Raw genomic sequence first — 13,079 nt, 5'->3', positions numbered from 1 at the left:
ATCTCCTAGTAAGAGCTCCAGCGAGCTGATTACAGCTGTTCTGTCTCGGCGTAGTCCTGCTCGGCACCTTCGGTGTCGCTGAAGGAGCCGGCGTCGGTGTCACTCCACGTGCCCGTGGTGGCGTCGTAGCCAGGCACGGTGCTCGGATCGAACGACGCGGGGCTGTCCTTGAGGGAGAGGCCGAGCGAATGCAGCTTGACCTTCACCTCGTCGATGGACTTCTGCCCGAAGTTACGGATGTCGAGCAGATCGGACTCGGTACGACCAACCAACTCGCCGACGGTGTGAACACCCTCGCGCTTGAGGCAGTTGTAGGAACGGACGGTGAGGTCCAGATCCTCGATGGGGAGTCCGAAGGAAGCAATGTGATCGGCCTCGGCGGGCGAGGGTCCGATCTCGATGCCTTCTGCTTCGACGTTCAGCTCACGGGCGAGGCCGAAGAGCTCAACCAGGGTCTTGCCCGCCGAAGCGAGCGCGTCCCGCGCGGTGATGGAATTCTTGGTCTCCACGTCGAGAACGAGCCGATCGAAGTCGGTGCGCTGTTCGACGCGGGTGGCCTCCACCTTGTAGGTGACCTTGAGCACGGGTGAGTAGATCGAGTCGACCGGAATACGGCCGATCTCGGCACCCGAAGCCTTGTTCTGAACGGCGGGGACGTAGCCGCGACCGCGCTCGACCACGAGCTCGATCTCCAACTTGCCCTTGTCGTTCAGGGTCGCGATGTGCAGATCGGGGTTGTTCACCGTGACGCCGGCCGGAGGCACGATGTCGCCTGCGGTCACAGCGCCGGGGCCCTGCTTGCGGACGTACATGGTGACCGGTTCGTCTTCTTCGGAGCTCACCACGAGGCCCTTGAGGTTCAGGATGATGTCGGTGACATCTTCCTTGACTCCGGGGACGGTGGTGAATTCGTGGAGGACGCCGTCGATACGGATGCTGGTGACAGCAGCGCCGGGGATCGACGACAGCAGGGTGCGGCGGAGCGAGTTGCCGAGTGTGTAACCGAAGCCGGGCTCGAGCGGCTCGATGACGAATTTCGAGCGGTTGTCGGCGATGACCTCTTCGGTCAGCGTCGGGCGCTGTGAAATGAGCATTGTGTGTTCCTCCTGTACGGGCGTCCGCTATTTGACGCCCACGTGTGGAGGCGAAGACGCATGTGAGCCTCACGGGGAGACTCACATGCGTGCTGCGCCTTACTTCGAGTAGTACTCGACGATGAGCTGCTCCTGGAGCGGCACGTCGATCTGTGCGCGCTCCGGCAACCGGTGCACCAGGATGCGAAGACGGTTGGGGACGACCTGCAGCCACGGGGCGACGGGACGGTCGCCGTAGCTTTCGCGGGCGATCTGGATCGGCAGAGTCTGTGCCGACTTCTCACGCACGTCGATGATGTCGTACTGCGAGACGCGGTAGCTGGGGATGTCGACGCGCTTGTTGTTCACCAGGAAGTGACCGTGCGTGACCAGCTGACGGGCCTGACGACGCGTGCGTGCCAGTCCGGCGCGGTAGACGACGTTGTCGAGACGACTCTCGAGGATGGTCAGCAGGTTCTCGCCGGTCTTGCCGACCGTCCTGTTGGCTTCCTTGTAGTACAGACGGAACTGCTTCTCCATGACGCCGTAGGTGAAGCGAGCCTTCTGCTTCTCCTGCAGCTGGAGCAGGTACTCGCTCTCCTTGATCCGCGCGCGGCCGTGCTGGCCGGGCGGGTAGGGACGACGCTCGAACGCTTGGTCGCCTCCGACGAGGTCGACGCGCAGACGACGCGACTTGCGGGTGATAGGACCGGTATAACGTGCCATTTTCTAAACCTTTCCTTCCCGCTAGACCCGACGCCGCTTGGGCGGACGGCAGCCGTTGTGCGGCTGAGGGGTGACATCGGAGATGGTGCCGACCTCGAGGCCAGCGGCCTGAAGCGAGCGGATCGCGGTCTCACGGCCGGAGCCGGGACCCTTGACGAAGACGTCGACCTTCTTGACGCCGTGCTCCTGTGCCTTGCGCGCAGCGTTCTCGGCTGCGAGCTGTGCGGCGAACGGAGTCGACTTGCGCGAGCCCTTGAAGCCCACGTGTCCCGAGGACGCCCACGAGATGACGTTTCCGGCGGGGTCGGTGATCGACACGATCGTGTTGTTGAACGTGCTCTTGATGTGCGCAGATCCGTGCGGGACGTTCTTCTTGTCCCTGCGACGCGTCTTCTGCGCCTTCTTCGGACCGGTACCGCGTGCTTTGGGGGGCATTACTTCGCCTTCTTCTTGCCGGCAATGGTGCGCTTGGGTCCCTTACGGGTACGCGCATTGGTCTTGGTGCGCTGTCCACGGACGGGCAGACCACGACGGTGGCGAAGACCCTGGTAGCAGCCGATTTCGATCTTGCGACGGATGTCGGCCTGAACCTCGCGGCGCAGGTCGCCCTCGACCTTGAGGGACTCGTTGATGTAATCGCTGAGCTTGCGCAGATCGTCGTCGCCGAGATCCTTGCTTCGCAGGTCGGGGCTGACGCCCGTCGCTGTGAGGATTTCCTTGGAGCGGGTACGGCCGACGCCGTAGATGTAAGTCAGTGCGATCTCCATGCGCTTTTCGCGCGGCAGATCCACACCTGCGAGACGTGCCATGTGGCATTTCCTTTTCTTGTCCGGAGGTCTGCTCCCAGTCCGTCCCCTGTGTCCTTCTCACCGCTGGGGTGTGAAGCGTCTTTCAACTAACTCAGTGGGGCCCCGGCCTCCGTGCCGGGGGTCTGCCGCGACGCGTGTGTCGCGGTTGGTGCTGGGAGGTCATCTTCTAGCTGTTGCCAAGCCGACGTGCGAAATGCTCGGTGGTTATCCCTGACGCTGCTTGTGACGCAGGTTGTCGCAGATCACCATGACGCGTCCGTTACGACGAATCACCTTGCACTTTTCGCAGATCTTCTTGACGCTCGGCTGAACCTTCACGTCGTTGATCTCCTGTGTGTAGCTCGGCCCCGCTGCGTGCAGTGGCCCCGAGCATGGTTCTCCCCGACCGGACGTGGCCGGGGAAGCTCTTACTTGTAGCGGTAAACGATGCGTCCACGCGTGAGGTCGTAGGGCGAAAGCTCCACCACGACGCGATCCTCGGGAAGGATGCGGATGTAGTGCTGACGCATCTTTCCGCTGATGTGAGCGAGTACCTTGTGGCCGTTTTCGAGCTCAATGCGAAACATCGCATTGGGCAGCGGTTCGACAACTCGGCCCTCTACCTCGATAGCACCGTCTTTCTTGGCCATATCCTCCGCGATCCTGGCTCTCACACCTGGTTGATTGCATCTGTTTCCGTTACCGTGATGCCCACTGACCGACCCGAATCAACGGGTCGACGTATCGCCGGAACGGTTCGCAGCCCACCAGGGCACGCGAACATCCGGTACGCAGGGCGCACCGTCGATCCATGCTACCGGGTAATGCACGTCTGGCCAAATGCGTCCAGTGTCCATACTCCAGGTCAACGTTTGCCCCAGTTCGATTTCCTGAGCTAACGTTCCGCCGGGCTGCATCACAGCCGCACAACCACTGGCCGTACCGACTGCGTTCGCAGCGGCGGCCGTGTCCGCGAAGACGACTACGAGGCACCCCTCTTGAGATCAGACACGCGCGCCGGAGACCCGGTCGTATCCGTCATCATCCCAATTCACAACGCCAAGGACGTTCTCTACGATCAACTGCGAGCTCTCGCTCGACAGGACTACGAGCATCCGTTCACGGTGATCATCAGCGACAACGGCTCGACCGACGGCCTTCGCGAACACATCGACAGCCATCACCTTCGTGGCGCTCTGGACCTGAGATACGTCGATGCTGCGGGAACCCCGGGGCATCGTTCGCACGCAACCGGGGTGCAGACGCCGCCCGCAGCGAATTGCTTGCATTCTGCGACGCGGACGACGCGGTGCACCCGAGCTGGCTCCGACGCATCGTTGCGGGCCTCGACGAGTACGACCTCGTGGGTACCGGCCTGGAGACGGAGACACTGAACTCCGTTGCCACGCGAGCATCGACGCCTTTCGCACCGCCCACGGATCAGGGCAAGTCGACATTCCTGCCGTTCGTCATCGGTGCCAGCATGGCGTGCCGCAGATCGACCTACCGTCAGCTCGGCGGCATGCTCGAATACGTACACGCCAGCGAGGACATGGAATTCTCGTGGCGCGCACAGCACGCGGGCCGTCGGTTGCACTTCATCGCCGAACCACTGGTCTCGTACCGACTGCGCACCGGCCACCGGGAGAACTGGAAACAAGCGGGAGCTCTGGGATACGGATCGGCTCACGTGCGCGGCCTCTACCGAGTCCACGGCTGCCCGCCGTTCCGGGCCCGCTCGATCTCCGTCGCCCTGCTGATGCTGGGCGTACGGAACCCTCTGCTTCCGACTGCCGTGACAAGGACGCCCACTCGACTCTGGCTACGTCTGGTGGCTGCGCACCTCGGCCTGCTCCGTGGCGGGCGGCGCTACGGCTCGTTGGCCTGGTGACCCCGGCCGGGTCTGCCCCTAGCTGGGTCGTAGCGTCAGGATCCGCGGCCCGTCCTCGGTGACGGCAACGGTGTGTTCCCAGTGCGCGGATCGGGATCCGTCGGTGGTCACGACCGTCCACCCGTCGTCCAGAATGTCGGTCTCGTACGTTCCGAGGGTCAGCATGGGCTCGATCGCGAGGGTGGATCCGACCACCAACTCCGGCCCCTTGCCGGGCGCACCCTCGTTCGCAAGGAACGGGTCCATGTGCATTTCACGGCCGATGCCGTGACCGCCGTATCCGTCGACGATTCCGTACTTGCGGCCGTGTGCCTGCTCGGCCGCGTGGGTTCCGGATTCGATGGCGTGCGAGACGTCCGTGAGCCGGTTGCCGGGAAGCATCGCGGCGATACCGGCTTCCATCGACAGCCGCGTCGCCTCGCTCAGCATCGCATCGGCCTCGATGATGTCGCCGACACCGAACGTCCACGCAGAGTCTCCGTGCCAACCGTCGAGAACTGCCCCACAGTCGATGGACACCAGGTCGCCTGCGACCAGCAGCTCATCCGCCGACGGAATGCCGTGCACCACACGGTCGTTCACCGACGAGCAGATGCTGCCGGTGAAGCCGTGATACCCGAGGAACGACGGCACAGCGCCGGCGTCGCGAATGACCGCCTCGGCCACTCGGTCCAGCTCGAGAGTCGAGACACCGGGTACCGCCGCTGCCCGAACGGCAACCAGAGCAGCGCCGACGACCGCGCCGGCCGCAGCCATGGCGTCGAGTTCGCCTGCGCTGCGGAACGGCACGACCTTGCGTTTACGGCCGAACGCCATTACTTGCCGTGGTCCTCGATGGACTTCAGCGCGCGAGCGTTGACCTCGTCCACCTCACCGATCGCGTCGACCGTCACGAGTTGACCCTCGTAGTAGTCGAGCAGCGGCGCGGTCTCGTCCCGGTACACCTTGAGTCGGTTCCGGATGACGTCTTCCTTGTCGTCCTCGCGTCCACGCGAGAGCATGCGTTCGACGACGACGTCCTCGTCGACGGCGAAGGAGAGTACCGCGTCGAGCTCGGCGTTCAGATCCGCCAGGATGCCGACCAGCGCCTCGGCCTGACCCACCGAACGCGGGAAGCCGTCGAGCAGGAAGCCGTTCACCGCGTCGGGCTCGGCGAGGCGACTGCGGACCATGTCGATGGTCAGCTCACTGGGAACAAGGTCGCCTGCATCGAGGTACTTCTTCGCTTCGAGTCCGAGCGCCGTCTTCTCACCGATGTTCGCGCGAAACAGGTCGCCGGTGGAGATGTGCGGAACGCCCAGCTTCTCGGACAGGAGGACGGCCTGGGTGCCTTTGCCGGCACCGGGGGGACCGAGCAGAACAAGTCTCACTTGAGGAACCCTTCGTAGTTACGCTGCATCAGCTGGCTTTCGATTTGCTTCACGGTATCCAAGCCCACGCTGACCATGATCAGAACGGCGGTGCCGCCGAACGGCAGGTTCTGTCCTCCACCCGAACTTCCGATGTCGAGGAACAGGTTCGGCAGTACGGCAATGGTGCCCAGGTAGACCGCACCCGGCAACGTGATGCGACTGAGGACGTAGTTCAGATAGTCGGCGGTCGGCTTGCCCGGACGGATGCCCGGGATGAACCCGCCGAACTTCTTCATTTCGTCGGCGCGCTCTTCGGGGTTGAACGTGATCGCCACGTAGAAGTACGTGAAGAAGACGATCAGACCGAAGAAGATCGCGATGTACACCGGGTTTGCGGGGTTCACCAGGTACTCGTTGATGATGCGCTGCCACCAACTCGGATCGACCGCGGTGCTCGCCGAGGTGAGCTGGGCGATGAGGTTCGGCAGGTACAGCAGCGAGGACGCGAAGATCACCGGGATGACGCCGGCCTGGTTGACCTTGAGTGGAAGGTACGTGGACGAGCCGCCGTACATCTTTCGACCGACCATGCGCTTGGCGTACTGGACGGGAATTCGGCGCTGACCCTGCTCGACGAAGACCACGCCGGTGATGATCAGGAACGCTGCGAAACAGACGAATCCGAACACCAGCCCGCCGCGGCTCTCGAGGATCGAGTTGCCCTCGGACGGGATACGCGAGGCGATTCCGGCGAAGATGAGCAGCGACATGCCGTTGCCGACGCCGCGCTCGGTGATGACCTCGCCGAACCACATGACGACGGCTGCACCGGCGGTCATGACGAGCACGATGATGACGAGGCCGAAGATGGACTGGTCAGCGATGATGTCCTGCTGGCAGCCCTGAAGCAGCTGGCCGCGCGAAGCGAGTGCCACCAGGCCGGTCGCCTGCAGGATGGCCAAGGCGATCGACAGATAACGCGTGTACTGCGTCATCTTGGCCTGCCCGGACTGGCCCTCCTTGCGGAGTTCCTCGAACTTCGGGATGACGACGGTGAGCAGCTGCACGATGATGCTGGCGGTGATGTACGGCATGATGCCGATCGCGAACACCGAGAGCTGAAGGAGCGCTCCACCGGAGAACAGGTTGATCAACGAGTAGATGCCCGCCGAGTCTCCACCGGAGACCTGGTCGATGCATGCTCGGACATTGGCGTAGTCGACGCCCGGCGACGGCAGCGTGGCACCGAAGCGATACAGGGCGACCAGACCGAGCGTGAAGAGGATCTTCCGTCTCAGGTCAGGAGTCCTGAGGGCCGACACGAAGGCGGAAAGCAAAGATCCTCCTGGCACGACTGCATTGACGCTGCGAGTACTTCGTCGGGAGCGCAAACCGGTGCTCCCGTGAGCCTCACGAGCATGGACTGCAAGCGACATGCGTCGCCCGCATCGAAACGAACTTCTGTGAACTCTAGAACTCTAACAGTGCGTATCGAACCGCCCGACGGTCAGTGTTGGACCCCGTCCGTTCGGTCGACCACGGCACGTGGTGCCGAGGCAACGATGGCCGCAGCTCAGCTGCGAGAGCTGTGGCTGCGGCCATCGTCACGAACTGCTGGTCGATGCACTGCTACTCAGCACATCGAACCGATGCTCATACCTCGGTTGCAGAACCGCCGGCAGCGGCGATCTTTTCCTTGGCGGAGCCCGTGAACTTGTTGGCCGAGATCTCGACCTTCACGGACAGGTTTCCGTCGCCGAGAACCTTGACGGGCTCGTTCTTGCGAACGGCACCCTTGGCGATGAGCTCGGGGATACCGATCTGACCGCCCTCGGGGAACAAACGCTCGATGTCACGCAGGTTCACGACCTGGAACACGACACGGTTGCGATTGGTGAAGCCCTTGAGCTTCGGGAGCCGCATGTGGAGGGGCATCTGGCCACCCTCGAAGCGTGCCGGCACGTTCTTGCGTGCGCCGGTTCCCTTGGTACCGCGACCTGCGGTCTTGCCACGCTTGCCACCTTCACCACGGCCGACGCGAATCTTCGTCGACTTGGATCCGGCTGCGGGGCGCAGGTGGTGCAGTTTGATGGTCATGGTTAGACCTCCTCAACAGTTACGAGGTGGCGCACCGTGTTGACCAGTCCGCGGTTCTGCGGGTTGTCCTCGCGGACGACCGTCTGGCGGATGCCCTTGAGCCCGAGAGTACGCAGGCTGTCACGCTGGTTCGCCTTCTGGCCGATGGTGCTCTTGATCTGGGTGACCTTCAGCTGAGCCATTACTTCACCGCTCCTGCCTGTGCGCGTGCGCGCAGCATTCCGGCGGGTGCAACCTCTTCGAGGGTCAGGCCGCGGCGAGCCGCAACTTCCTCGGGACGCTGCAGACCCTTGAGGGCTGCGACGGTCGCGTGCACGACGTTGATGGCGTTGTCGCTACCGAGCGACTTCGACAGCACGTCGTGGACACCGGCGCACTCCAGCACGGCACGCACAGCGCCACCGGCGATGACGCCGGTACCGGCGCTGGCCGGACGCAACATGACGACGCCTGCTGCGGCTTCGCCCTGGATGGGGTGGGTGATGGTGCCGGCGATCATCGGGACGCGGAAGAAGCTCTTGCGAGCCTCCTCGACACCCTTCTGGATGGCCGCGGGAACTTCCTTGGCCTTGCCGTAGCCGACGCCGACCAGTCCGTTGCCGTCACCGACGATGACGAGGGCGGTGAAGCTGAAGCGTCGACCACCCTTGACCACCTTGGAGACGCGGTTGATCGTGACGACCTTCTCGATGAAGTTCGACTTGTCCGCAGCGTTGCCGCCACGGCCGTTGTCACGACGGTCACGACCGCCACCGCGGTTGTCGCCGCGCTGGTTGTTGTCGCCACCTGCGTTGGGGCCACTGTTCTGTCCGGCGGGGCCGCTTCCGCCGTCACGCCGTTGACGTCCCGGCATCAGGCTGTCCTTCCGTTGTCAGTCATTGTCATCATCAGAACGTCAACCCGCCTTCACGGGCTGCGTCTGCGAGTGCCGCGATGCGGCCGCTGTAGTTGTTGCCGCCGCGGTCGAACACGACTGCCTCGACGCCGGCTGCCTTCGCGCGGCTGGCGATGAGCTCGCCGACCTTCGCGCTGACGGCCTTCTTGTCGCCCTCGAGGGCGCGCACATCTGCTTCGATGCTCGACGCGCTGGCCAGCGTGTGGCCGGCGAGGTCGTCGATCAACTGCACGTGGATGTGACGCGAGGACCGGTTGACGACCAAGCGGGGACGCTCGGGCGTGCCGGAGATCTTCTTGCGAAGGCGGAAGTGACGACGTGCCTTCGACAGGCGACGCTTCGTCGAGACGTCGGTGCCACGCGGAGTGCGCTTGACGACGTTCGCCTTGTCTGCTGTTTGCTGGCTCATATCACTTACCCGTCTTTCCGACCTTGCGGCGGATCACTTCACCCTCGTAGCGGATGCCCTTGCCCTTGTACGGGTCCGGACGCCGCAGACGACGAATGTTGGCAGAGATCTGACCGACCTTCTGCTTGTCGATGCCGACAACGGTGAATCGCGTGGGCGACTCGACCGTGAACGTGATGCCCTCGGGTGCTTCGATCAGCACGGGATGGCTGTAACCGAGTGCGAACTCGAGGTCCTTGCCCTTGAGTACGACGCGGTAACCGACGCCGTGAATCTCCATCTTGTTGGTGTAACCGTTGGTGACACCGGTGATGAGGTTCGCGACGAGAGTGCGCGAAAGTCCGTGCAGTGCACGGCTCTTGCGCTCGTCATCGGGCCGGGTGACGGCGATGGTGCCGTCGTCGGCGCGAGCGATCTGGATGGGCTCGGCGACCGTCAGGCTCAGGGCACCCTTGGGGCCCTTGACCGCAACGTTCTGGCCGTCGATGGTGATATCGACTCCAGCGGGGACCGGTACCGGCAATTTTCCAATACGTGACATGGTGGTGGCCTCCCCTACCAGACGTAGGCGAGGACTTCTCCGCCCACACCCTGCTTGGCCGCCTGACGCTCCGTGAGCAGACCTGTGGACGTGGAGATGATCGCCACGCCCAGGCCGCCGAGAACCTTGGGCAGATTGGTGGATTTTGCGTACACCCGGAGACCGGGCTTGGAGACGCGTCGCACGCCGGCGAGGCTGCGCTCACGGCTCGGGCCGTACTTCAGATCGACGATGAGGGTCTTGCCCACCTCGGCGTCTTCCGTGCGGTAGTCGGAGATGTAGCCCTCGCGCTTGAGGATCTCGGCGATGTTCGCCTTGAGCTTCGAGTGGGGAAGCTTCACCTCGTCGTGGTACGCCGAATTGGCGTTGCGCAGACGGGTCAAGAAGTCTGCAATTGGATCGGTCATCGTCATGGTGTGACCTGTGCACCTTTCTCGCAGCGGTTCCCATACAGCACGCGCGAGCTGGTGCCCCTGGATTCTCGAGAACCCGGCGGGCCTGGCTCGTCACATCGTGGGCCTACAACGAAGTGAACATGTCCTGACCGACTGTTGCCGGTCAGGGGTTGCGCTCCAAGCAATGCATCGCTGCACTGCCAGGTGTTTCGAGCTTCCGCATTTCGATGCTGACGTACGGAGAACTCGAGGTTGCGTTTCCATTGCAAGGACTCGCGTGCAGGCACGACGAAGCCCGGGCAACCGCTCTAGTGTAGGGAACCGGGTGCCATTCTCAAAATCGGTCGTGGTAGAGCTCGAGCGGCACCACGCCAGTAGAACTCGCGAGACACAGCCGTGCTCGTCGGTTCGGTGCAGTATTCTTCCGGAATCATTTCATCGCTCCGGGGGGTTCGATGCGCACAACCGATTCCGTTGCCAGGACGGTCGACGTCCCACCATGGCCGGGTTCGTCCCGCACGACGCAGTGAAAGCCGATCCCGATCGGATCCGCCGTGCCTCTGCTCGGATGTCCGGCCTCGCCGACGTGTTGTGGGATGACATCGATCTCGTCCGTCTCGCCGTGGAGGAATTGCTGGAGACCTCCTGGACAGGCGCTGCGGCCGATTCCCATGCAGTTCTGTGGGCGGAGTGGGTCGATTCGGCTCGGAAGATATGCGGCGCGCTCACCGAGGACGCGTGGCTGCTCGATGGCTTTGCGACCGAATATGCCGCAACGGACAACGTGATCGATGAACACGTGGTGGATTCCGGCCTTCGGTTGGACCGTTGACGGCGCGCTACGTCGCCGACGTCGAGAAGATTTTCGCTCTTGTCGATCGCGCACACATAGTTGGAGCCACGATCGAATCGGCTATCGCCGATGTGGAGCGCGAGGTGAACGATCTCGGCATCGAATGGGAAGGCGAAGCGGCTGAGGCGCACCGCTCGAAGCACGAGCTGCTCCGGCAGGAATTGAACGATATGCGAACCGCACTCGCGCAACTCGGCACGCTGGCGCGAGGTGCCCATGATCGCTACCGCGCAGCCGTCGACCACAACAAGCGAATGTGGCCCTGATGGCCCCGATCAGCGTCGACCCGCACATCCTCGCCGATGCGGCCTCCCAGTACAGCAGCGCCAAGACCATCTCGAGCGGCGCGATAGCGGAACTCGCCGCGGAACTCCACCGGAACTGGGGCTGCGCAGGCACCGACAACGCCGGAAAGTCTTGGGCAGACAGCTACGACTCCGCGGCATTCGACGCAGTCACCGCGGGGACCGACATCGCGAATGCGTTCGGCAAGCTCCACGACCTGCTTGCAACAACCGGTGTCAACCACGCCAACGCAGAGAATGCGAACACCGTTCCGCCGACACCGCCGCTGCCCGCTCCCCCACAACTTCCTCATACGAATACACCGCGGTTCAACGGTTCCTACGGCGGCGATACCGACGCCCCGATGGGGTGGGGACTGATCACGCGTTGGCTACAGGGCCACATGTGGCCCAACGGTGACCCGGAGAAGTTGCGGGGACTCGGAAGCGCGTGGCGCACCGCCGCCGAAGAGCTGAGACGAGCGAGCGACGCCACGAACTCCGCGTGGACCGACATCGAAAAACTTGCCTCCGACGAATTGCCGCAGGTCCTCGCCCAGATGGACGGCGTCCACAGCGCTGCGCACAACGTCGCCGACCAATTCGACACTCTCGCGAGCGCTTGCGGCGAATGGGCGTCGACCATTCAGGACGCGCACCAGAGCGTCATCGATATCGTGGGAACCGCCATCGTTGCCGGCACGATCGCCGGTGCAGTTGCCGGCTTCTTCACCCTCGGCGTGGGAACAGTCGCCGTTACCGGCGCGACGGGCAGCGTCATCGCCGGAAGTGTCATCGCCGTCCTGACCGGAGTGGAAGCGGCGTCCGCAATTGCCGTCGGTGTCACCGTGGCAACCGGGGCGGCGGCCATTGGAATTGCATCGGACGTGCAACCGCTCCTACAAGCAAGTCCGACCACCTTCAACGCAAACACCGGCGGAGGAAATTGGCACTACAACCCTCCCCCGGCTGATCGACGGCTTCCTGGCTTTCCTGATGCCAAACAGACGAAGCCGTTGAATAATCGACCGCGTTGGACTGACAGCAGAGGAAATATTTTGGAGTGGGACTACCAGCACGGAGCTATCGAAAAATACACGAAAAACGGAAAACACCTAGGCGAGTTCGACCCAGTAACGGGCGACATGACCAAGGGGCCAGCGCCCGGCCGAACACCAGGGAGATGACAATGTGGTACTTGGACGCGTACGAGAACAAATCTGAACTTCTTGCAAAAAGCTATCCGCTTCAGGGTGCAACCAGCACGACTATAGAAGAATTGATCGGGACAAATGAAGAAAGCGGACCGATTGAAGCCGCAATGCACGAGGTTGCGCCCGCAGACTTACCTAGATTCGCCAGATATATTGATGGCGAGCTGCTGATCGACCTCGGCTGTACATACTTCGTAGGCCTTTTCGCAGACTGACTAAAGAAGAAGGGAATGTGGTACTTGCAAGAATTCGATGATGAAACCGAGTTGGGAACAGAAATACACCTTCTTCGCGACATGACTGTCGAATTCGTCAAACGCACGCTCCAGATCGATGACAGCGACTTCGACCTACCCGTTGCAGTCGGCCAGAACGACGTTCCGGCGGAGACGATACCCAACTTTGCTCGGTTCATGCAAATACCGTTCGAGGCGAAGGAGAATCATTCGCACGAAGTCTCGTTTCTTGCCGAACCGAAATAGACTTCACAATCCGCCACCATGGCCGGTAAGCAAGAAGTAGCGAGACGGCATGTGGTATTTGGAATCTTATAATAAACGA

General features: G+C 62.7%; 21 protein-coding genes and 1 pseudogene. 7 read left to right on the top strand and 15 right to left on the bottom strand.

The genetic code is table 11. From position 1 onward, the window contains the following. Positions 1-29 precede the first annotated feature (29 nt). The 6 genes from AB0362_RS12340 to infA form a co-directional block, all read right to left on the bottom strand. A complete protein-coding gene (locus AB0362_RS12340) occupies positions 30-1,094 on the bottom strand; it encodes a DNA-directed RNA polymerase subunit alpha (protein ID WP_008718222.1) in 1,065 nt (354 codons plus the stop codon). Positions 1,095-1,193: 99 nt separating this feature from the next. After that, positions 1,194-1,799 carry a 30S ribosomal protein S4 gene (rpsD, locus tag AB0362_RS12335; protein ID WP_032397528.1) on the bottom strand — a complete coding sequence of 202 codons (606 nt, stop codon included), beginning with the start codon at positions 1,797-1,799 and terminating at the stop codon, positions 1,194-1,196. Between the two features lie 21 nt (positions 1,800-1,820). Then, positions 1,821-2,234, bottom strand: coding sequence for a 30S ribosomal protein S11 (gene rpsK / locus AB0362_RS12330; protein ID WP_027496331.1), 414 nt, complete (start codon positions 2,232-2,234; stop codon positions 1,821-1,823). Next, positions 2,234-2,608, bottom strand: a complete 375-nt coding sequence (gene rpsM / locus AB0362_RS12325; RefSeq protein WP_008718227.1) for a 30S ribosomal protein S13 — start codon at positions 2,606-2,608, stop codon at positions 2,234-2,236. Before rpsM ends, rpsK begins: the two co-directional genes overlap by 1 nt. A gap of 204 nt (positions 2,609-2,812) precedes the next feature. Beyond that, on the bottom strand, positions 2,813-2,926 hold the full coding sequence (gene rpmJ, locus AB0362_RS12320; protein ID WP_025347279.1) for a 50S ribosomal protein L36: 114 nt from the start codon (positions 2,924-2,926) through the stop codon (positions 2,813-2,815). 89 nt (positions 2,927-3,015) lie between these two features. Continuing rightward, complete coding sequence (gene infA / locus AB0362_RS12315; RefSeq protein WP_005140011.1) at positions 3,016-3,237, bottom strand: translation initiation factor IF-1; 222 nt, start codon at positions 3,235-3,237, stop codon at positions 3,016-3,018. A 348-nt stretch (positions 3,238-3,585) separates the two neighbouring features. On the opposite strand from infA, the pseudogene AB0362_RS12310 reads away from it, so the two are divergent. Further along, a pseudogene (locus tag AB0362_RS12310) lies at positions 3,586-3,759 on the top strand (glycosyltransferase family A protein); the annotation flags it as partial. A 35-nt stretch (positions 3,760-3,794) separates the two neighbouring features. Continuing rightward, complete coding sequence (locus tag AB0362_RS12305) at positions 3,795-4,478, top strand: glycosyltransferase family A protein (protein WP_366235704.1); 684 nt, start codon at positions 3,795-3,797, stop codon at positions 4,476-4,478. An 18-nt stretch (positions 4,479-4,496) separates the two neighbouring features. Here AB0362_RS12305 and map read toward each other — a convergent pair whose 3' ends face one another. The 9 genes from map to rpsH form a co-directional block, all read right to left on the bottom strand. Beyond that, positions 4,497-5,294, bottom strand: a complete 798-nt coding sequence (gene map, locus AB0362_RS12300) for a type I methionyl aminopeptidase (RefSeq protein WP_269594390.1) — start codon at positions 5,292-5,294, stop codon at positions 4,497-4,499. Further along, complete coding sequence (locus AB0362_RS12295; RefSeq protein ID WP_094639134.1) at positions 5,294-5,848, bottom strand: adenylate kinase; 555 nt, start codon at positions 5,846-5,848, stop codon at positions 5,294-5,296. The genes map and AB0362_RS12295 overlap by 1 nt, the downstream gene beginning before the upstream one ends. Beyond that, the gene (gene secY / locus AB0362_RS12290) at positions 5,845-7,167 is read right to left on the bottom strand and encodes a preprotein translocase subunit SecY (RefSeq protein WP_032397531.1); all 1,323 of its coding nucleotides are present in this window, start codon (positions 7,165-7,167) and stop codon (positions 5,845-5,847) included. The genes AB0362_RS12295 and secY overlap by 4 nt, the downstream gene beginning before the upstream one ends. 316 nt (positions 7,168-7,483) lie before the next feature. Beyond that, the gene (gene rplO, locus AB0362_RS12285; RefSeq protein ID WP_317532230.1) at positions 7,484-7,927 is read right to left on the bottom strand and encodes a 50S ribosomal protein L15; all 444 of its coding nucleotides are present in this window, start codon (positions 7,925-7,927) and stop codon (positions 7,484-7,486) included. Between the two features lie 2 nt (positions 7,928-7,929). Beyond that, a complete protein-coding gene (gene rpmD, locus AB0362_RS12280; protein WP_008718256.1) occupies positions 7,930-8,109 on the bottom strand; it encodes a 50S ribosomal protein L30 in 180 nt (59 codons plus the stop codon). Next, positions 8,109-8,780, bottom strand: coding sequence for a 30S ribosomal protein S5 (gene rpsE / locus AB0362_RS12275; RefSeq protein ID WP_032397534.1), 672 nt, complete (start codon positions 8,778-8,780; stop codon positions 8,109-8,111). The genes rpmD and rpsE overlap by 1 nt, the downstream gene beginning before the upstream one ends. Positions 8,781-8,814: 34 nt before the next feature. Continuing rightward, on the bottom strand, positions 8,815-9,231 hold the full coding sequence (rplR, locus tag AB0362_RS12270) for a 50S ribosomal protein L18 (RefSeq protein ID WP_032365631.1): 417 nt from the start codon (positions 9,229-9,231) through the stop codon (positions 8,815-8,817). A gap of 1 nt (position 9,232) precedes the next feature. Continuing rightward, complete coding sequence (gene rplF, locus AB0362_RS12265) at positions 9,233-9,772, bottom strand: 50S ribosomal protein L6 (RefSeq protein WP_032397535.1); 540 nt, start codon at positions 9,770-9,772, stop codon at positions 9,233-9,235. 14 nt (positions 9,773-9,786) lie between these two features. Further along, a complete protein-coding gene (rpsH, locus tag AB0362_RS12260) occupies positions 9,787-10,185 on the bottom strand; it encodes a 30S ribosomal protein S8 (RefSeq protein WP_008718266.1) in 399 nt (132 codons plus the stop codon). A 481-nt stretch (positions 10,186-10,666) separates the two neighbouring features. On the opposite strand from rpsH, the gene AB0362_RS12255 reads away from it, so the two are divergent. The 5 genes from AB0362_RS12255 to AB0362_RS12235 are packed head-to-tail and all read left to right on the top strand — an operon-like array spanning position 10,667 to position 13,000. After that, positions 10,667-10,999 carry a WXG100 family type VII secretion target gene (locus AB0362_RS12255; RefSeq protein ID WP_317532229.1) on the top strand — a complete coding sequence of 111 codons (333 nt, stop codon included), beginning with the start codon at positions 10,667-10,669 and terminating at the stop codon, positions 10,997-10,999. Next, positions 10,996-11,286 carry a WXG100 family type VII secretion target gene (locus AB0362_RS12250; RefSeq protein ID WP_317532228.1) on the top strand — a complete coding sequence of 97 codons (291 nt, stop codon included), beginning with the start codon at positions 10,996-10,998 and terminating at the stop codon, positions 11,284-11,286. Before AB0362_RS12255 ends, AB0362_RS12250 begins: the two co-directional genes overlap by 4 nt. After that, complete coding sequence (locus tag AB0362_RS12245; RefSeq protein ID WP_317532227.1) at positions 11,286-12,491, top strand: colicin E3/pyocin S6 family cytotoxin; 1,206 nt, start codon at positions 11,286-11,288, stop codon at positions 12,489-12,491. Before AB0362_RS12250 ends, AB0362_RS12245 begins: the two co-directional genes overlap by 1 nt. A gap of 2 nt (positions 12,492-12,493) precedes the next feature. Further along, positions 12,494-12,733, top strand: coding sequence for a hypothetical protein (locus AB0362_RS12240; protein WP_300525308.1), 240 nt, complete (start codon positions 12,494-12,496; stop codon positions 12,731-12,733). Between the two features lie 15 nt (positions 12,734-12,748). After that, entirely contained in the window at positions 12,749-13,000 is a 252-nt protein-coding gene (locus AB0362_RS12235) for a hypothetical protein (protein WP_317532226.1), read from the top strand. The last annotated feature ends 79 nt before the right edge of the window (positions 13,001-13,079 follow it).

It is taken from the genome of Rhodococcus sp. NPDC079359 (genome assembly GCF_040702585.1).
Lineage (GTDB): Bacteria > Actinomycetota > Actinomycetes > Mycobacteriales > Mycobacteriaceae > Rhodococcoides.
The sequence above is the reverse complement of the archived record's forward strand: the minus strand, read 5'-3'. Positions and strand labels throughout refer to the sequence as shown.